The sequence below is a fragment of the Streptomyces sp. NPDC032091 genome (assembly GCF_055580265.1).
The window spans coordinates 94,493-112,279 of the sequence record NZ_JBVILR010000024.1; the positions used below are offsets into that span (position 1 = coordinate 94,493).

The following is a 17,787-nucleotide window of genomic DNA, read 5'->3' on the forward strand; positions in this document are numbered from 1 at the left end:
TGGCGTAGGCTGGATCGGTCCGGACCCTTGACACACCGCCGAAAGGTGACCCACCGGTGACCGACCTGGCCGCACTCCAGTCCGTCCTCGACCGCGCTGCCGCGGGGGGCCGGATCACCAAGGAAGAGGCGCTCGACCTCTACCGGCACGCCCCGCTGCACGCGCTCGGCCAGGCCGCCGACGCGGTGCGCCGCCGCCGCTACGCGGGGACGGAGCACATCGCGACGTACATCATCGAGCGCAACATCAACTACACCAACGTGTGCGTCACGGCCTGCAAGTTCTGTGCCTTCTACGCGGCCCCCAAGGACACGAAGAAGGGCTGGAGCCGCGGCCTCGACGACATCCTGCGCCGCTGCGCGGAGACCGTCGAGCTCGGCGGCACGCAGATCATGTTCCAGGGCGGCCACCACCCGGACTACGGCGTGGAGTACTACGAGGAGCACTTCTCCGCCATCAAGAAGGCGTTCCCGCAGCTGGTCATCCACTCCCTCGGCGCCTCCGAGGTCGACCACATGGCCCGCATCTCGGGCGTCTCGGCGGAGGAGGCCATCCAGCGGATCCACGCCGCCGGCCTTGACTCCTTCGCGGGCGCCGGCGCCGAACTCCTGCCGGAGCGGCCGCGCAAGGCGATCGCCCCGCTGAAGGAGTCCGGCGAACGCTGGCTGGAGATCATGGAGATCGCCCACAAGCTGGGCGTGGAGTCCACCTCCACCATGCTGATGGGCACCGGCGAGACCAACGCCGAGCGCATCGAGCACATCGCGATGATCCGTGACACGCAGGACCGCACCGGCGGCTTCCGCGCGTTCATCCCGTACACGTACCAGCCCGAGAACAACCACCTCAAGGGCCGGACCCAGGCGACCGTCTTCGAGTACCTGCGCATGATCGCCATCGCGCGGCTCTTCCTCGACAACGTCGCCCACATCCAGGGCTCCTGGCTGACCGTCGGCAAGGAGGCGGGCCAGCTCGCCCTCCACTACGGCGCCGACGACCTCGGTTCGATCATGCTGGAGGAGAACGTCGTCTCCTCCGCCGGTGCCAAGCACCGCTCGAACCGCCAGGAGATCATCGACCTGATCCGCAAGGCGGACCGCGTCCCGGCGCAGCGCGCGACCACGTACGAGCACCTCGTCGTGCACGAGGACCCGGCGAACGACCCCGTCGACGACCGCGTCGTCTCGCACATCTCCTCGACCGCCATCGAGGGGGGCACCGCGCACCCGGAGCTGAAGCTCATCTCCACGAGCTGACGCGGACCGACCGTTCGATGCTGACGCTGCACACCGCCGAACTGCTCGTCACCGGGCCGGACGCCACCCCCCTGGGGGCCGGCGCCGTCCTGGTGGAGGGCGACCGGATCGTCCGCACGGGCCCGTACGAGGACCTCGCCGCGGCCGCGCCGCACGCCCGCGTACGGCGCTGGCCCGGGGTGCTCACCCCGGGGCTGCTGGCGCGCGGGGCGGACGTGCTGCTGGAGGGGACGTACTACCCGGACGACCCGTACGAGGTCACCGAGCTCGGCGCCGACCCGATCACCGGCGCCGAGGCCCTGGAGGCCCTGAAGCTGACCGAGTCCCGCCGGGGCAACAGCGCCCGGCGGGGCACGCAGAAGCTGCTGGCGCGCGGAGTGGTGGCGGTGGCCGGGCGGTTCACGGTCCCGGCGGTGCGCACGGCGGTGGTCCGCTCGGGCCTGACCGTCGTCCCGCCCGCCCCCTACGAGGGCGTGCCGACGCTGGACCCGCTCACCGGGCGGGAGAGCGCCGGCCAGGCCTTCCACGGGGTGCTCCGGGCGGGCGGCGCGGCGCGGTTCGCGGTGTTCGCGGTGGCGGACGGGGCCGAGCTGCTGGAACGCGGGGCGACCACCTGCGTGGCCACCGTCATCGGCGGCCGGCTGCTGCACCGGCGGCGCTGACCGCTCGGGGCCGTCCCGCTACGGCACCGGGGGGCCGGACAGGTAGGTGCCGTCCGCGGTGTGCGGCCAGGCGTTCGACGTGCACCCCTGGAGCCCCTTGATCTGCTGCATCATCGCCGGGGCGGGGGCGCCCGGCCGGGGGCAGGTCTCGTGGCCGCGGCCCAGTTCGTGGCCCACCTCGTGGTTGACGATCAGTGCCCGGTACTCGGCGGCCGAGCCCCGGAACTTCGGCGATCCCTCCTGCCAGCGCTTGAGGTTCACCACGATGGTGTGGTGGGCCTGGCAGTTGGTCTCCCCGATCAGCTCGGGGGTCACCACGTCGCACAGCCGGTCGGTGGTGGCGGGCGTGGCGATCTTCACGGTGAAGTCCACCGGTTCGCCGGGGCCGGCCAGCCGGAAGCCGTACGAGGGGTCGCGTATCCACCCGCGACGGTCCCCGAGTATCTCCTCGATGTTCCGGGCGGCGGAGTCCGGGTCGACGCCGCTGGCGTTCTCCGTCTCCACCCGCCAGCGCAGCGCACGCCCCTGGCCCTGGGCCCGGCCGGCGGTGGAGGAGGCGGTGAACGCGCCCGGCGCCGCGGTGGGGCCCGGGCTCGGACTCGCGGTCGGGCCCGGGGGCGGTGACGCGTGCTCGGCCGGGGCCGCCGCCCGCCCGGCCGCCGGTGACGGGCCGCCCGGGGCGGCGGTGGCGGCGCCCCGCTCCAGCCCGAGCCAGTAGGCGGTGACGGAGAGCGCGGCTAACGCCGTCGAGCCCAGGACCGTGCGGCGCAGTCGCCTGCGCCGTTCGGCCCGTCGTGCTGTGACTGATCGGCGTGTCGCCATCGGTGGTCCCTTTGGTCGGATTGTCGGACCAGTCTGCCCGTTTCCGGTCCTGATCTGCCGGAATTTCCATCGGCGCGCGTCAGGCCGGGCCGGGGCGGCCGGCACGGTGGCGGCCTGAGAGGATGACGGGGTACGACCCGTCCGCCGCAGGAACACCGAGCACCGAGGGGCCACCGCCAGTGACAAGGGCTTCCCTGGACAAGCAGCCGCACGAAGTCGCCTCCATGTTCGACGGCGTCGCGGAGAAGTACGACCTCACCAACGACGTCCTCTCCCTCGGGCAGGCGCGCCTGTGGCGCAAGGAGGCCGCCAAGGCGGTCGCCGCCCGCCCCGGCCACACGGTGCTCGACCTGGCCGCCGGTACCGCGACCTCGTCCCTCCCGTACGCCGCGACCGGCGCGTACGTCGTCCCCTGCGACTTCTCCCTCGGCATGCTGCGGGAGGGCAAGAAGCGCAACCCGTGGCTCCCGCTGACGGCGGGCGACGCGACCCGGCTCCCCTTCAAGGACGACGTCTTCGACACCGTGACGATCTCCTTCGGGCTGCGCAACGTCCAGGACACGGACGCCGCGCTGCGCGAGCTGTACCGGGTCACCAAGCCGGGCGGGCAGGTCGTCATCAGCGAGTTCTCCCAGCCCACCTGGGCCCCCTTCCGCACGGTCTACACCGAGTACCTGATGCGCGCCCTGCCGCCGGTGGCCCGCGCGGTGTCCTCCAACCCGGACGCGTACGTGTACCTCGCCGAGTCCATCCGCGCGTGGCCGGACCAGCCGGCGCTGGCCGAGCTGCTGCAGAAGGCCGGCTGGGGCAAGGTCGCCTGGCGCAACCTCAGCGGCGGCATCGTGGCCCTGCACCGCGGCGTCAAGGTCCAGTAGCGTCCGTTGGCAGCCGTGGCACCCGTGGACTACCAGGCCCTCCTCGACCGGATCGCGGCGGACGTCGCCCCGCTGATCGGCAGCGGCACCCCGGCCGAGTACATCCCGGCGCTGGCGGGGGTCGACCCCCGGCGGTTCGGGATGGCCATCGCCGACCTCGACGGCAACGTCTTCGGCACCGGCGACTGGCGGGTCCCCTTCTCCACCCAGTCGATCACCAAGGTCTTCGCGCTGGCCCTCGCCCTCGCCGAGGGCGGGGACAGCCTGTGGGAGCGGGTGGGCCGGGAGCCGTCCGGCAACCCGTTCAACTCCCTGGTGCAGCTGGAGTACGAGAACGGCATCCCGCGCAACCCCTTCATCAACGCGGGCGCGCTCGTCGTCACCGACCGGCTCCAGACCCTGACGGGTGACGCGAGCAGCGAACTCCTGGAGTTCCTGCGGCAGGAGAGCGGCAACCCGGACGTGGGCTTCGACCCGGAGGTGGCCGCCTCCGAGCACGAACACGGCGACCGCAACGCGGCCGTGGCGCACTTCATGGCCTCGTACGGCAACATCGACAACCCCGTGCCGGCGCTGCTGGACCACTACTTCTGGCAGTGCTCGATCGAGATGACCTGCGCGGACCTGGCCCTGGCCGGGCGCTTCCTGGCCCGCCACGGACTGCGCGCGGACGGCTCGCGGCTGCTGACGCGCAGCGAGGCGAAGCAGATCAACGCGGTGATGCTGACCTGCGGGACGTACGACGCGGCGGGGGAGTTCGCCTACCGGGTGGGGCTGCCGGGCAAGAGCGGGGTCGGCGGGGGCATCATCGCCGTCGTCCCGGGCCGCTGCACCCTCGCGGTATGGAGCCCGGGCCTCGACACCCGGGGCAACTCGGTGGCCGGCGTGACGGCCCTGGACCGCTTCACGACCCTGACGGGCCTGAGCGTGTTCTGACCCGGCCCGGGCGCGGCGGCTCCCCGCGGCGGGACCCGGCCACCCGGACCGGCCCCGCCGCCCGCCCCCGCGCCACGCCCCGCTACGCCCCGTCGAGGGTCAGCTCGTAGACCCGGGCCCGCCGCCCGCCCGGGGCGGCGATCTCCTCGTCCGGCGTCATCCCCAGCCGCTCCGCCACCGCCACCGAACGCACGTTGCGCACGTCGATCACCGCGCACACCCACCCGACCCCGATCTCCCGCAGCCGCTCCACCGAGGCCACCGCGGCGGCGTAGGCGTACCCCTTCCCCCAGGCGGAACGCCCCAGCCGCCAGCCGATCTCGATCCGTCCCACCGGCCCCCACACCTTGTCCGCCGGCCACGGCTGCGCGCCGGTGAAGCCGATGACCCGGCCCTCCTCGTCCAGGACGCTCCACAGGCAGTGCCCCAGCTGCGCGTCGTGCATCCGCTGCCGGGCGGTGAACTCCTCGTACGCGGACAGCTCCGCGGGGCCGCCCAGGAACTTCATCACGTCGGCGTCGTCGAAGAGGCGGTGCCAGGCCCGCGCGTCCTCGTCGATCGGTACGCGGAGCTGGACCGCAGGCAGCGGCGGCCGGGTCATCGGCGAGGTCGTCATCGGGGCAGCCCTTCGGATCGCGATCACTCTCGCTGCATAGACTGCGTCATGTCCTGTGCCGTTGGGCACCCTTTATCGAGCCTTCGGGAGACCCCGCAGTGACCGAGCCCACCGAGCCCCTCTCCGAACACCGCGCGGACGTGATCGTCGTCGGGGCCGGGCCCGCCGGCTCGACGACCGCCTACTACCTCGCGAAGGCCGGACTGGACGTCCTGCTCCTGGAGAAGACGGCGTTCCCGCGCGAGAAGGTCTGCGGTGACGGTCTGACCCCGCGCGCCACCAAGCAGCTGGTGGCGATGGGCATCGACATCTCCGAAGAGGCCGGCTGGCTGCGCAACAAGGGCCTGCGCATCATCGGCGGCGGGCAGCGGCTCCAGCTGGACTGGCCGGAACTCGCCTCCTTCCCCGACTACGGGCTCGTCCGCAAGCGCGACGACTTCGACGAGACCCTCGCCCGCCAGGCGCAGAAGGCCGGCGCCCGCCTCTACGAGCGCTGCAACGTCGGCGAGCCGATCCGCGACCCGCGCACCGGGCACATCACCGGCGTGCAGGCGAAGCTGGGCGAGGAGAAGACCCCGGTCACCTTCCACGCGCCGCTCGTCGTGGCGGCCGACGGCAACTCCTCCCGCCTCTCCCTGGCGATGGGCCTGCACCGGCGCGAGGACCGCCCGATGGGCGTCGCCGTCCGCACGTACTTCACCTCGCCGCGGCACGACGACGACTACCTGGAGTCCTGGCTGGAGCTGTGGGACCGGCGCGGCCCGCAGGACCGGCTGCTGCCCGGCTACGGCTGGATCTTCGGCATGGGCGACGGCACGTCCAACGTCGGCCTCGGCATCCTCAACTCCTCCTCCGCGTTCAAGGAGCTGGACTGGCGCGAGGTCCTCAAGGCCTGGTGCGCGTCGATGCCGGAGGACTGGGGCTACACCCCCGAGAACATGACGCAGCCGATCCGCGGCGCGGCCCTGCCGATGGCCTTCAACCGGCAGCCGCACTACACCAAGGGGCTGCTGCTGGTCGGTGACGCGGGCGGGCTCGTCAACCCGTTCAACGGCGAGGGCATCGCCTACGCGATGGAGTCCGGCCAGACCGCGGCGGACGTCATCGTCCAGGCCCACGCCCGCGCCACCCCGGCGCAGCGGGAGCTGGCCCTGCACAACTACCCGAAGGTGCTGAAGGAGACGTACGGCGGCTACTACTCGCTGGGCCGCGCCTTCGTGAAGCTGATCGGCAACCCGAAGGTCATGAAGATCGCCACGCAGCGCGGGCTGACGCACCCGGTGCTGATGCGCTTCACGCTGAAGATGCTCGCGAACCTCACGGACCCGGCGGGCGGCGACGCGATGGACCGCATCATCAACGGCCTCTCGAAGGTCGCCCCGAAGGCCTGAGCCGCGCCCGTACGCCTCCTGAGCCGCCCCCGGGTCCCCCGGCGGGCGGCTCAGCCGTCCACGGGCTCCTCGGCGGACTCCGGGGCCCCGTGGACGGTGCGGACGCAGCGGGCCAGGAGGCCGAGGCCGGCCAGCAGGAGGGCGCCGGACACGGTCCAGCCGAGGCCGAGGACCAACGGGGTGCCGGGCTTCTGCCACGGCCGGGCGGTGGTCAGCATCCAGCCGCCGACCGACAGCAGCCCCAGCCCGAGCGCGGCGGGGAGGGCGGTGGCGCCGTCGACGCCGCGGTCCTCACACGAGGTTCCGCTCATGGGATCACCACCTCCGGGGATCGCTGCGGGCGCACGGATACACGCCTATCTTCGCAGGGCGAGGGCGCGTTCCGCACGGGCCGTCCGGCGGGCCGGCCCGCTCGGCCGCCGGCCCGGCCGACCGCCGTCCGCCACCCGGGTGTTGGCGTTCGCGGGCACTCTGTCGCTCCTGTGGTGAGGAGTGTGGGGAGGGACGGTGCGGCCCGGCCCCGGGCATGCCGAAGGTCCGGTACTCCGCCCCCTGGGGGCACCTCCCAGCGGTAGCTGGGGGAGGGGGAGTACCGGACCTCGCGGGGACCGGGTGGGTCAGAGGACGCGGACGGCGCCCGTCGGCATGTCGTAGCTCAGCGGGCGCTCGACGATGCCCGTGCTGGGGTTCTGCGCGCCGACGAACTTGCCGCCGCCGACGTAGATCGCGACGTGGTAGGCGCTGCCCTTCGGACCCCAGTAGAGGATGTCGCCCGGCTGGAGGTTGCTCAGGGACACCGAGGTGCCGGCCAGGGACTGGTCCTGGGAGGTGCGGTCCAGGGAGATGCCCGCCTGGCGGTACGCGGCCTGCACGAGGCCCGAGCAGTCGTACGCGGAGGGGCCGGTGGCGCCCATCACGTACGCCTTGCCGACCTGGTCGTAGGCGAAGTCGATGATGGCCGCGGCGGAGCCGGTCGCGGAGGAGCGGCCGCTGCTGGAGCCGCCCTTGACGGTGGCACCGCTGCCGTCGTCGGAGGCGGAGGCGTTGGTGAGGGAGGAGCGGCCGGAGCTGCGGCCCGCGCGCTCGGCCTCGGCCTTGCGGTCGGCCTCCTGCTTCGCCTTCTGCTCGGCTGCCTTCTGGGCGTCTTCCTTGGCCTGCTTCGCCTCGGCGGCGGCACCCGTGCGGGCGCTCTCCTCCTGGGCGTTCAGCTCACCGGTGACGGCGGCCTCGACGGCGGCGACGCGGGTGTTCTCGGCGGCCGTGTTGACCGCCTTGGAGACCTCGGTGCCGAGGTCCAGGCTGAGGACCGGCATCTCCAGCGTCGTCTCGGCCACGGGCTCGGTAGACGGGGACGCGCTCGCGGTGCCGGCCATGGCCAGGGTGCTGAGGACGCCACCGGCAACTCCGGCGCGGACCGCGAGCTTCGAGGCGCTGCGGCGGGGCTTCCGGTGGCTGGGTATGTGAGCGGTGTGGGACATGGGACAACCGCTATCAGGGGTGCAGGGTCACCTTCAAGAAACGTGGTCTGCGCCACAGTTGCCGGAAAAGCCGGGCAACCGGGCGCGTCGCGCCTCTTATTGACGCCGTAACGGACGTATCGGACACCCCTTCACAGGGCTGTGATCATGGGCTTTCAGCAATAAGTCCGAATTGATCCACCGCCTACCATCGACCCGCACAGATGGCCAAGCCTCCTTTTTGCGGGCCATGATCGATGTGTCGCAGGTCACAGTTGCCTGCCGCCGTGAGGGCGCTGTGGCCGGTCCGTGATCCGACCGTGAACTTGCCGTGCGGTTCGTCGGCCGCGCGGCTCGTGAACGGATGCACATCCTCCCGGCGCCGGGAGCGCCGTCCACTTCCGTATCGCCGGACCCCTCGCGCGGGGGAAGTGGATTCCCTTATCACCCGCGCCGCCGCGTAGCCAATTTGCATGTAGCCCGCATTCTTTGATAGTGCGAGGCCGCCCCTACCTGCGGTAACGAGGGTGGATGTCACGTTTGGTGATCATGTGGATGCCTTGCGTATGAAGATCACCACTCATCGGGCTTCATGATCGTTCGTCAGGTGGTGGAGATCACAAACCCGGTGTTGTTACCCGTGTCGCAGATCACAGACCGGCAGGCATAAGATGCGCACCAGTCTGGCTTGTGAACTGCCTCACATGCGACCAACGGTCAAGGACGACTGGAAGGAGCGAGGAGCGTGAATGCCTACGCACCCATCCTCGTGCTCGGCGCCATCGGCGCAGGGTTTGCGATCTTCTCCGTGGTCATGGCCACGCTGATCGGCCCAAAACGGTACAACCGGGCGAAACTTGAAGCGTACGAGTGCGGCATCGAGCCCACCCCCATGCCCGCGGGCGGCGGTCGCTTCCCCATCAAGTACTACCTCACGGCGATGCTCTTCATCGTCTTCGACATCGAGATCGTCTTCCTCTACCCCTGGGCCGTCACCTTCGACTCCCTGGGGATCTTCGGGCTCGTCGAGATGCTGCTCTTCGTGCTCACCGTCTTCGTCGCCTACGCATACGTCTGGCGCCGCGGCGGCCTGGAATGGGACTGAGGGGCTGAATTTTCCATGGGACTGGAAGAGAAGCTGCCGAGCGGCTTCCTGCTGACCACCGTCGAACAGGCCGCGGGCTGGGTGCGCAAGGCATCCGTCTTCCCGGCCACCTTCGGCCTCGCGTGCTGCGCCATCGAGATGATGACCACCGGCGCCGGCCGCTACGACCTCGCCCGCTTCGGCATGGAGGTCTTCCGCGGATCCCCGCGCCAGGCGGACCTGATGATCGTCGCCGGCCGGGTCAGCCAGAAGATGGCGCCGGTGCTGCGGCAGGTGTACGACCAGATGCCCGCCCCGAAGTGGGTCATCTCCATGGGGGTCTGCGCCTCCTCGGGCGGAATGTTCAACAACTACGCGATCGTCCAGGGCGTCGACCACATCGTCCCGGTGGACATCTACCTGCCCGGCTGCCCGCCCCGCCCCGAGATGCTCATGGACGCGATCCTCAAGCTCCACCAGAAGATCCAGGGCTCCAAGCTCGGCGTGAACCGGGAAGAAGCGGCGCGCGAGGCGGAGGAGGCGGCCCTCAAGGCCCTCCCCACCATCGAGATGAAGGGGCTCCTGCGGTGAGCGACGAACCCGCCGTGGAGAACGGCAACGGCAACGGCAACAACGTCCCCGCCCCCCGGGCCGCCGCCACCGGACCCGAGGTGATCGGCGTCCGCAAGGGCATGTTCGGCGCCCGCGGCGGCGGCGACACCAGCGGCTACGGCGGCCTGGTCCGCACCGTCGCCCTGCCCGGCGCGAGCTCCCGCCCCTACGGCTCCTATTTCGACGAGGTGGCCGACGAGCTCGAAGGCGCCCTGGAGGAGCAGGACCTGCTCCCGGAGAACGCGATCGAGAAGGTCGTCGTCGACCGCGGCGAGATGACCCTCCACATCGCCCGCGAACACCTCCTGCGGGTGGCCTCCACCCTCCGCGACGACCCGGCGCTGCGCTTCGAGCTGTGCACCGGCGTCTCCGGGGTGCACTTCCCCGACGACAAGGGCCGCGAGCTGCACGCCGTCTACCACCTGCGCTCCCTCACCCACGGCCGGATCGTCCGGCTGGAGGTGTCGGTGCCCGACGGCGACCCGCACGTCCCCTCGCTCGTGAGCGTCTACCCGACGAACGACTGGCACGAGCGCGAGGCGTACGACTTCTTCGGCCTGGTCTTCGACGGCCACCCGGCCCTCACGCGGATCATGATGCCGGACGACTGGCAGGGCTTCCCGCAGCGCAAGGACTACCCGCTCGGCGGCATCCCCATCGAGTACAAGGGCGCCCAGATCCCGGCTCCCGACCAGCGGAGGTCGTACAGCTGATGTCGAACACCCCCAACGCCGCCGACCACGCGGCCTCCCGCGAGACCACCGAAGGCACCGTCTACACCGTCACCGGCGGCGACTGGGACGAGATCGTCCAGTCCGCGGCCAAGGCCGACGACGAGCGCATCGTCGTCAACATGGGCCCGCAGCACCCCTCCACCCACGGGGTGCTCCGCCTGATCCTGGAGATCGACGGCGAGACGGTCACCGAGGCCCGCTGCGGCATCGGCTACCTGCACACCGGCATCGAGAAGAACCTCGAATTCCGCAACTGGACGCAGGGCACCACCTTCGTCACGCGCATGGACTACCTGACGCCGTTCTTCAACGAGACGGCCTACTGTCTCGGCGTCGAGAAGCTCCTCGGCATCACCGACCAGATCCCCGACCGGGCCACCGTCATCCGCGTCCTGCTGATGGAGCTCAACCGGCTCTCCTCCCACCTGGTGTGCATCGCCACCGGCGGCATGGAACTCGGCGCGACCACGATCATGATCTACGGCTTCCGGGACCGCGAGCTGATCCTCGACGTCTTCGAGTTGATCACCGGCCTGCGCATGAACCACGCCTTCGTCCGCCCCGGCGGCCTCGCCCAGGACCTGCCCCCCGGCGCGGTCGACCAGCTGCGCGAGTTCGTCAAGACGATGAAGAAGAACCTGCCGGAGTACGACAAGCTCGCCACCGGCAACCCCATCTTCAAGGCGCGCATGCAGGACGTCGGCTACCTCGACCTGGCCGGCTGCATGGCCCTCGGCGCCACAGGACCGATCCTGCGCTCCGCCGGCCTGCCCCACGACCTGCGCAAGACCGACCCCTACTGCGGCTACGACAGCTACGAGTTCGACGTCCCCACCACCGAGAGCTGCGACTCCTACGGGCGGTTCCTGATCCGCCTGGAGGAGATGCGCCAGTCCCTGCGGATCGTCGAGCAGTGCCTGGACCGGCTGGAGCCCGGCCCGGTCATGGTCGCCGACAAGAAGATCGCCTGGCCGGCGCAGCTCGCCCTGGGCCCCGACGGCCTCGGCAACTCCCTCGACCACATCAAGAACATCATGGGCACCTCCATGGAGGCCCTCATCCACCACTTCAAGCTGGTGACCGAGGGCTTCCGCGTCCCCGCCGGCCAGGCCTACGCGGCCGTCGAGTCCCCCAAGGGGGAACTCGGCGTCCACGTGGTCTCCGACGGCGGCACCCGCCCCTACCGGGTCCACTTCCGCGACCCGTCCTTCACCAACCTCCAGGCCATGGCGGCGATGTGCGAGGGCGGCCAGGTCGCCGACGTCATCGTCGCCGTCGCCTCCATCGACCCCGTGATGGGAGGCGTCGACCGATGACGGCCGATGCAGTGAACACGGGCATCAGCCTCGGGATGCCGCAGCTCCCCGCCCCCGACTTCCCCGCCGAGGTGCGCGCCCGGCTGGAAGCGGACGCGCGCGAGGTCATCGCCCGCTACCCCGACAGCCGCTCCGCGCTGCTGCCGCTGCTGCACCTGACGCAGTCCGAGGAGGGCTACGTCTCCCGCACCGGCATCCGCTTCTGCGCCGAGGTCCTCGGCCTGACCACCGCCGAGGTCACCGCCGTCGCCACCTTCTACACGATGTACCGGCGGCGGCCCTCCGGCGACTACCAGGTCGGCGTCTGTACCAACACCCTGTGCGCGGTGATGGGCGGCGACGCCATCTTCGACGAACTCAAGGAACACCTCGGGGTCGGCAACAACGAGACCACCCCCGACGGCAAGGTGACGCTGGAGCACATCGAGTGCAACGCGGCCTGCGACTACGCCCCCGTGGTGATGGTCAACTGGGAGTTCTTCGACAACCAGACCCCCGACTCCGCCAAGGCCCTCGTCGACGACCTGCGCGCCGGCCGCCCCGTCGAGCCGACCCGGGGCGCGCCGCTGTGCACGTACAAGGAGACCGCCCGGATCCTGGCGGGCTTCCCCGACGAGCGCGAGGGCGCGGTGGAGGCGAGCGGCGGAGCCGGCCCCGCCTCCCTGATCGGACTGCGCATCGCCCGCGGCGAATCCCCGCACGCCCCGGTCGTCCACCCGCGCGCCGAGACCGGTACCGAGGGAGGGGAGTGATGTCGGTGTCGTCCAAGGAAAATTATGGGGGCACCTCCCGGCCGGAGGCTGGGGGAGGCACGAGTCCCGAGAAGCTGCTCGCGCCCGTCCTGTCGGCGTTCTGGGACGAGCCCGAGTCATGGACGCTGGAGACCTACCGGCGCCACGAGGGCTACGAGGGCCTGCGCAAGGCCCTGGCGATGACCCCCGACGAGGTGATCGCCTACGTCAAGGACTCGGGACTGCGCGGACGCGGCGGCGCCGGCTTCCCCACCGGGATGAAGTGGCAGTTCATCCCGCAGGGCGACGGCAAGCCGCACTACCTCGTCGTGAACGCGGACGAGTCGGAGCCGGGAACCTGCAAGGACATTCCCCTCCTCTTCGCCAACCCGCACTCCCTCATCGAGGGAATGATCATCGCCAGCTACGCGATCCGCTCGGAGCACGCCTTCATCTACCTGCGCGGCGAGACCGTCCCCGTGCTGCGGCGGCTGCACGAGGCCGTGCGCGAGGCGTACGCGGCCGGATACCTCGGCCGGGACATCGGCGGCAGCGGACGCAACCTCGACATCACGGTGCACGCGGGCGCGGGCGCGTACATCTGCGGCGAGGAGACGGCACTGCTCGACTCCCTCGAAGGCCGGCGCGGCCAGCCCCGGCTGCGTCCCCCCTTCCCCGCGGTCGAGGGCCTCTACGCGTGCCCCACTGTCGTGAACAACGTCGAGTCCATCGCCTCGGTTCCCGCGATCCTCAACAAGGGCAAGGACTGGTTCAAGGCGATGGGGACGGAGAAGTCCCCCGGCTTCACCCTCTACTCCCTCTCGGGGCACGTCGCCGGCCCCGGCCAGTACGAGGCCCCCCTCGGCATCACCCTGCGCCAGCTCCTCGACATGAGCGGCGGCATGCGCCCCGGGCACCGGCTGAAGTTCTGGACCCCCGGCGGCTCCTCCACCCCCATGTTCACCGACGAGCACCTCGACGTCCCGCTCGACTACGAGGGCGTCGGCGCGGCCGGCTCCATGCTCGGCACCAAGGCCCTCCAGTGCTTCGACGAGACCACCTGCGTGGTGCGCGCCGTCACCCGCTGGACCGAGTTCTACGCCCACGAGTCCTGCGGCAAGTGCACCCCCTGCCGCGAGGGCACGTACTGGCTCGTCCAGCTGCTGCGCGACATCGAGGCCGGCAAGGGCGTCATGGCCGACCTCGACAAGCTGAACGACATCGCCGACAACATCAACGGCAAGTCCTTCTGCGCGCTCGGCGACGGCGCGGCCAGCCCGATCTTCTCCTCGCTGAAGTACTTCCGCGCGGAGTACGAGCAGCACATCACCGGAAAGGGCTGTCCCTTCGACCCGCGGAAGTCGACCCTCTGGGCTGACGGTCCGGCCAAGAACTCCGAGGTGAACGCATGACCATCGCCACCAGTGCCCCGGCCGGCGGGGGCGAGGCCGCCAAGCCGGCTCAGGATCTGGTCACGCTGACCATCGACGGCGCCGAACTGTCCGTGCCCAAGGGGACCCTCGTCATCCGGGCCGCCGAACAGCTCGGCATCGAGATCCCCCGGTTCTGCGACCACCCCCTCCTCGACCCGGCCGGCGCCTGCCGCCAGTGCATCGTCGAGGTCGAGGGCCAGCGCAAGCCGATGGCCTCCTGCACCATCACCTGCACCGACGGCATGGTCGTCCGCACCCAGCTGACCTCGGAGACCGCCGACAAGGCCCAGCGCGGGGTGATGGAGCTGCTGCTCATCAACCACCCGCTGGACTGCCCCGTCTGCGACAAGGGCGGTGAGTGCCCGCTCCAGAACCAGGCGATGTCCCACGGCAACGCCGAATCCCGGTTCGAGGGCCGCAAGCGGACCTACGAGAAGCCCGTCGCGATCTCCACGCAGGTGCTGCTGGACCGCGAACGGTGCGTGCTGTGCGCGCGCTGCACCCGCTTCTCCAACCAGGTCGCCGGCGACCCGATGATCGAACTGGTCGAGCGCGGCGCGCTCCAGCAGGTCGGCACCGGCGAGGGCGACCCGTTCGAGTCGTACTTCTCCGGCAACACCATCCAGATCTGCCCCGTCGGCGCCCTCACCTCGGCCGCCTACCGGTTCCGCTCCCGCCCCTTCGACCTCGTCTCCTCCCCGAGCGTGTGCGAGCACTGCGCGGGCGGCTGCGCGACCCGGACCGACCACCGGCGCGGCAAGGTGCTGCGCCGCCTGGCCGCCGAGGACCCCGAGGTCAACGAGGAGTGGATCTGCGACAAGGGCCGCTTCGCGTTCCGTTACGCGCAGCGCCCGGACCGGCTGACCACCCCGCTGGTGCGCGGCTCCGACGGGGTCCTCGCCCCGGCGAGCTGGCCGGAGGCCCTCGAAGCGGCCGCGAAGGGGCTCACCGCCGCGCGCGGCCGGGCCGCCGTCCTGACCGGCGGCCGGCTGACCGTCGAGGACTCCTACGCGTACGCCAAGTTCGCCCGGGTCGTGCTCGACACCAACGACATCGACTTCCGGGCCCGCGTGCACAGCGCGGAGGAGACCGAGTTCCTGGCCGCCTCCGTCGCCGGAACCGGCAAGGACCTCGACGGGACGGGCGTCACCTACGCCTCCCTGGAGGCCGCCCCGGCCGTGCTGCTGGCCGGCATCGAGGCCGAGGAGGAGGCCCCCGGGGTCTTCCTGCGGCTGCGCAAGGCCCACCGCAAGCGGGGCCAGAAGACGTACGCCCTCGCCCCGTTCGCCACCCGGGGCCTGACCAAGGCCGGCGGCACCCTGCTCGCCGCCGCCCCGGGTACCGAACCCGAGTGGCTGGACGCGCTGGCCTCCCGCACCGGCCTGGAGGAGGGCGGCGCCGAAGCCGCCGAGGCCCTGCGGCAGCCCGGGGCCGTCCTCGTCGTCGGGGAGCGGCTCGCCGGGGTGCCCGGCGCGCTGACCGCCGCCGTACGGGCCGCCACCGCGACCGGTGCGCGCCTGGTGTGGATCCCGCGCCGGGCCGGGGAGCGGGGCGCCGTCGAGGCGGGCGCGCTGCCGTCCCTGCTGCCGGGCGGCCGGCCGGCCACCGACCCGCGGGCCCGTGACGAGGTCGCCACCGCCTGGGGGCTGGAGGCGCTGCCGCACCGCTACGGGCGTGACACCGGCCAGATCGTCGACGCCGCCGCGACCGGCGAGCTGGGCGCCCTGCTGGTCGCGGGCGTCGAGGTGGCCGACCTGCCGGACCCGGAGCGGGCCCGGACCGCGCTGAAGGAGGCCTTCGTGGTCTCCCTGGAGCTGCGGCCCGGCGAGGTCACCGACCACGCGGACGTGGTCCTGCCGGTCGCCGCGGTCGCGGAGAAGGCGGGCACGTTCATCAACTGGGAGGGCCGGGTCCGCCCGTTCGAGGCGGCCCTCAAGCCCGACCAGATGACCCGCCGCCTCGCCCCGGCCGACGCCCGCGTGCTGCACATGCTGGCCGACGCCGCCGACCGGCCGATCGCCCTGCCCGACGTGCACGCCGTACGCCGGGAGCTGGAGCGGCTCGGCCCGTGGGAGGGCGACCTGGCCCCCGAGCGGTCCACCGGCCCGGAGCCGCTGCCCCGGCCGGGCGCGGGCGAGGCCGTACTCGCCGGACACCGCCTGCTGCTGGACCTGGGCCGGCTCCAGGAGGGCGACGAGGCCCTGGCCGGGACCCGGCACGAGGCCGCGGCCCGGCTGTCGGCCTCCACGGCCGCCGAGACCGGCGTCAAGGACGGCGACCTCCTCGCCGTCACCGGCCCGGCCGGCTCGGTGGAACTCCCGCTGCGGATCACCGAGATGCCCGACCGGGTCGTGTGGCTCCCCCTGAACTCCACCGGCTCCGGCGTCCTCGCCGACACCGGCGCCCTGCCCGGCACCCTCGTCCGCATCGGACCGGCGCCGGCCCCGGCCGCCCCCGCCAAGGAGGTGCGAGCGTGACCAGCCTCGCCCACATCGCGGCGCAGCAGCCGCACGTCCTCGCCGCCGAGGACCTGTCCCTGTTCGGCAGGGACGTCTGGTGGCTCGTCCTGATCAAGGCGGTGTTCTGCTTCGCCTTCCTGATGGTGACCGTGCTGTTCTCCATCGTCTGGGAGCGCAAGGTCGTCGCCTGGATGCAGCTGCGCATCGGCCCCAACCGGCACGGGCCCTGGGGCATGCTCCAGTCGCTCGCCGACGGCGTGAAGCTGATGCTGAAGGAAGACGTCATCGTCAAGCGGGCCGACAAGGTGGTGTACGTCCTGGCGCCGATCATCGCGGCGATCCCGGCGTTCATGGCCATCGCGGTGATCCCGTTCGGCCCGCCCGGCAACGAGGTCTCGATCTTCGGCCAGCGCACCACGATGCAGCTGACCGACCTGCCGATCGCGATGCTGTACGTCCTGGCCGTGGCCTCGGTCGGCATCTACGGCATCGTGCTGGCCGGCTGGTCCTCGGGCTCGACCTACCCGCTGCTCGGCGGGCTGCGCTCCTGCGCGCAGATGATCTCGTACGAGATCGCGATGGGCGCGGCCTTCGCCTCGGTCTTCCTCTACTCCGGGTCGATGTCGACCTCGGCGATCGTGGAGGCGCAGGCGGACCGCTGGTACATCGTGCTGCTGCCGGTCTCGTTCATCATCTACGTGATCACGATGGTCGGCGAGACCAACCGCGCCCCCTTCGACATGCCGGAGTCCGAGGGCGACCTCGTCGGCGGCTTCAACACCGAGTACTCCTCCATCAAGTTCGCGCTGTTCATGCTGGCCGAGTACGTCAACATGGTCACCGTCTCGGCGGTCTCCGTCACCCTCTTCCTGGGCGGCTGGCGGGCCCCCGCGCCGATCTCCACGTACTGGGAGGGCGCGAACCACGGCTGGTGGCCGATGCTCTGGTTCGTCATCAAGGTGCAGCTGCTGCTGTTCTTCTTCATCTGGCTGCGCGGCACGCTGCCCCGCGTGCGCTACGACCAGCTGATGAAGCTCGGCTGGAAGGTGCTGATCCCGGTCTCGGTGGTCTGGCTGATGCTGGTCGCCACCGTCCGGGCGCTGCGCAACGAGCGCTACGACTTCTCGGAGATCGTGCTCTACGTCGGCGGGGCCGTCGTGGCGATCCTGCTGCTGACCGCCGTCGCCGACTTCTTCCGCGACAAGCGGGACAAGACGGCCGCCGAGCAGGCCGGCAGGGCCGCGGCCGCCGAGCCCTTCGACCCGATGGCGGGCGGTTTCCCCGTCCCGCCCAAGCCCGGCCAGCACCTGGCACCCGTACCGCGCAGGCGGCCCCGCGCCGAGCGGGAGCTGATGGTCAGCGGCGGGACGAACGCTGACAGTGACCGAGAGGAGGGTTGAGAC

The 17,787-nt window shown here is 71.4% G+C and carries 17 protein-coding genes; 13 read left to right on the plus strand and 4 right to left on the minus strand.

What is annotated here, in order from left to right:
- Positions 1-56 precede the first annotated feature (56 nt).
- Together mqnC and ACZ5NJ_RS30930 are read left to right on the plus strand one after the other, a co-directional pair.
- The gene (gene mqnC / locus ACZ5NJ_RS30925) at positions 57-1,256 is read left to right on the plus strand and encodes a cyclic dehypoxanthinyl futalosine synthase (RefSeq protein ID WP_468769126.1); all 1,200 of its coding nucleotides are present in this window, start codon (positions 57-59) and stop codon (positions 1,254-1,256) included.
- 17 nt (positions 1,257-1,273) lie between these two features.
- The gene (locus ACZ5NJ_RS30930) at positions 1,274-1,918 is read left to right on the plus strand and encodes an imidazolonepropionase-like domain-containing protein (protein ID WP_468769128.1); all 645 of its coding nucleotides are present in this window, start codon (positions 1,274-1,276) and stop codon (positions 1,916-1,918) included.
- 18 nt (positions 1,919-1,936) lie between these two features.
- Here ACZ5NJ_RS30930 and ACZ5NJ_RS30935 read toward each other — a convergent pair whose 3' ends face one another.
- Positions 1,937-2,740, minus strand: a complete 804-nt coding sequence (locus ACZ5NJ_RS30935; RefSeq protein WP_468769129.1) for a DUF3152 domain-containing protein — start codon at positions 2,738-2,740, stop codon at positions 1,937-1,939.
- Positions 2,741-2,919: 179 nt separating this feature from the next.
- On the opposite strand from ACZ5NJ_RS30935, the gene ACZ5NJ_RS30940 reads away from it, so the two are divergent.
- Positions 2,920-3,615, plus strand: coding sequence for a demethylmenaquinone methyltransferase (locus ACZ5NJ_RS30940; protein WP_468769130.1), 696 nt, complete (start codon positions 2,920-2,922; stop codon positions 3,613-3,615).
- Between the two features lie 24 nt (positions 3,616-3,639).
- Positions 3,640-4,551: a glutaminase gene (locus tag ACZ5NJ_RS30945; protein WP_468769167.1), complete on the plus strand. Its 912-nt coding sequence runs from the start codon at positions 3,640-3,642 to the stop codon at positions 4,549-4,551.
- 82 nt (positions 4,552-4,633) lie between these two features.
- On the opposite strand, the gene ACZ5NJ_RS30950 is transcribed toward ACZ5NJ_RS30945, so the two are convergent.
- Positions 4,634-5,167 carry a GNAT family N-acetyltransferase gene (locus tag ACZ5NJ_RS30950; RefSeq protein WP_468769131.1) on the minus strand — a complete coding sequence of 178 codons (534 nt, stop codon included), beginning with the start codon at positions 5,165-5,167 and terminating at the stop codon, positions 4,634-4,636.
- 98 nt (positions 5,168-5,265) lie between these two features.
- Between ACZ5NJ_RS30950 and ACZ5NJ_RS30955 the strand changes: the two genes are divergently transcribed.
- Positions 5,266-6,558, plus strand: a complete 1,293-nt coding sequence (locus tag ACZ5NJ_RS30955) for a geranylgeranyl reductase family protein (protein ID WP_468769133.1) — start codon at positions 5,266-5,268, stop codon at positions 6,556-6,558.
- Positions 6,559-6,608: 50 nt separating this feature from the next.
- Here the strand turns inward: ACZ5NJ_RS30955 and ACZ5NJ_RS30960 are convergent, their stop codons facing one another.
- Entirely contained in the window at positions 6,609-6,869 is a 261-nt protein-coding gene (locus ACZ5NJ_RS30960) for a hypothetical protein (protein WP_468769134.1), read from the minus strand.
- Between the two features lie 306 nt (positions 6,870-7,175).
- A complete protein-coding gene (locus ACZ5NJ_RS30965; protein ID WP_468769135.1) occupies positions 7,176-8,036 on the minus strand; it encodes a C40 family peptidase in 861 nt (286 codons plus the stop codon).
- A 724-nt stretch (positions 8,037-8,760) separates the two neighbouring features.
- Between ACZ5NJ_RS30965 and ACZ5NJ_RS30970 the strand changes: the two genes are divergently transcribed.
- Genes ACZ5NJ_RS30970 through nuoH form a run of 8 tightly spaced genes read left to right on the plus strand, consistent with a single transcriptional unit; the run spans position 8,761 to position 17,784 of the window.
- The gene (locus tag ACZ5NJ_RS30970; protein ID WP_045946775.1) at positions 8,761-9,120 is read left to right on the plus strand and encodes an NADH-quinone oxidoreductase subunit A; all 360 of its coding nucleotides are present in this window, start codon (positions 8,761-8,763) and stop codon (positions 9,118-9,120) included.
- A gap of 15 nt (positions 9,121-9,135) precedes the next feature.
- Positions 9,136-9,690 (plus strand): NuoB/complex I 20 kDa subunit family protein, encoded by a 555-nt coding sequence (locus ACZ5NJ_RS30975; RefSeq protein WP_045946776.1) that lies wholly within the window; start codon positions 9,136-9,138, stop codon positions 9,688-9,690.
- Entirely contained in the window at positions 9,687-10,424 is a 738-nt protein-coding gene (locus ACZ5NJ_RS30980; protein WP_468769137.1) for an NADH-quinone oxidoreductase subunit C, read from the plus strand. The genes ACZ5NJ_RS30975 and ACZ5NJ_RS30980 overlap by 4 nt, the downstream gene beginning before the upstream one ends.
- Complete coding sequence (locus ACZ5NJ_RS30985) at positions 10,424-11,761, plus strand: NADH-quinone oxidoreductase subunit D (RefSeq protein WP_468769138.1); 1,338 nt, start codon at positions 10,424-10,426, stop codon at positions 11,759-11,761. The genes ACZ5NJ_RS30980 and ACZ5NJ_RS30985 overlap by 1 nt, the downstream gene beginning before the upstream one ends.
- A complete protein-coding gene (nuoE, locus tag ACZ5NJ_RS30990) occupies positions 11,758-12,513 on the plus strand; it encodes an NADH-quinone oxidoreductase subunit NuoE (RefSeq protein WP_468769140.1) in 756 nt (251 codons plus the stop codon). Before ACZ5NJ_RS30985 ends, nuoE begins: the two co-directional genes overlap by 4 nt.
- Positions 12,513-13,904, plus strand: a complete 1,392-nt coding sequence (nuoF, locus tag ACZ5NJ_RS30995; protein WP_468769142.1) for an NADH-quinone oxidoreductase subunit NuoF — start codon at positions 12,513-12,515, stop codon at positions 13,902-13,904. The genes nuoE and nuoF overlap by 1 nt, the downstream gene beginning before the upstream one ends.
- Positions 13,901-16,402 carry an NADH-quinone oxidoreductase subunit G gene (locus tag ACZ5NJ_RS31000; protein ID WP_468769143.1) on the plus strand — a complete coding sequence of 834 codons (2,502 nt, stop codon included), beginning with the start codon at positions 13,901-13,903 and terminating at the stop codon, positions 16,400-16,402. The genes nuoF and ACZ5NJ_RS31000 overlap by 4 nt, the downstream gene beginning before the upstream one ends.
- Positions 16,399-17,784 (plus strand): NADH-quinone oxidoreductase subunit NuoH, encoded by a 1,386-nt coding sequence (nuoH, locus tag ACZ5NJ_RS31005; protein ID WP_468769145.1) that lies wholly within the window; start codon positions 16,399-16,401, stop codon positions 17,782-17,784. Before ACZ5NJ_RS31000 ends, nuoH begins: the two co-directional genes overlap by 4 nt.
- Positions 17,785-17,787 lie beyond the last annotated feature (3 nt).

Excerpts from the sequence above, each read along its gene's own strand:
- nuoF (WP_468769142.1), top strand. The coding sequence starts at position 12,513 with ATGTCGGTGTCGTCCAAGGAAAATTATGGGGGCACCTCCCGGCCGGAG.
- ACZ5NJ_RS30960 (WP_468769134.1), bottom strand. The coding sequence starts at position 6,869 with ATGAGCGGAACCTCGTGTGAGGACCGCGGCGTCGACGGCGCCACCGCC.
- ACZ5NJ_RS30965 (WP_468769135.1), bottom strand. The coding sequence starts at position 8,036 with ATGTCCCACACCGCTCACATACCCAGCCACCGGAAGCCCCGCCGCAGC.
- ACZ5NJ_RS30930 (WP_468769128.1), top strand. The coding sequence starts at position 1,274 with ATGCTGACGCTGCACACCGCCGAACTGCTCGTCACCGGGCCGGACGCC.
- nuoE (WP_468769140.1), top strand. The coding sequence starts at position 11,758 with ATGACGGCCGATGCAGTGAACACGGGCATCAGCCTCGGGATGCCGCAG.
- ACZ5NJ_RS30935 (WP_468769129.1), bottom strand. The coding sequence starts at position 2,740 with ATGGCGACACGCCGATCAGTCACAGCACGACGGGCCGAACGGCGCAGG.
- ACZ5NJ_RS30975 (WP_045946776.1), top strand. The coding sequence starts at position 9,136 with ATGGGACTGGAAGAGAAGCTGCCGAGCGGCTTCCTGCTGACCACCGTC.
- ACZ5NJ_RS30950 (WP_468769131.1), bottom strand. The coding sequence starts at position 5,167 with ATGACGACCTCGCCGATGACCCGGCCGCCGCTGCCTGCGGTCCAGCTC.
- ACZ5NJ_RS31000 (WP_468769143.1), top strand. The coding sequence starts at position 13,901 with ATGACCATCGCCACCAGTGCCCCGGCCGGCGGGGGCGAGGCCGCCAAG.
- ACZ5NJ_RS30985 (WP_468769138.1), top strand. The coding sequence starts at position 10,424 with ATGTCGAACACCCCCAACGCCGCCGACCACGCGGCCTCCCGCGAGACC.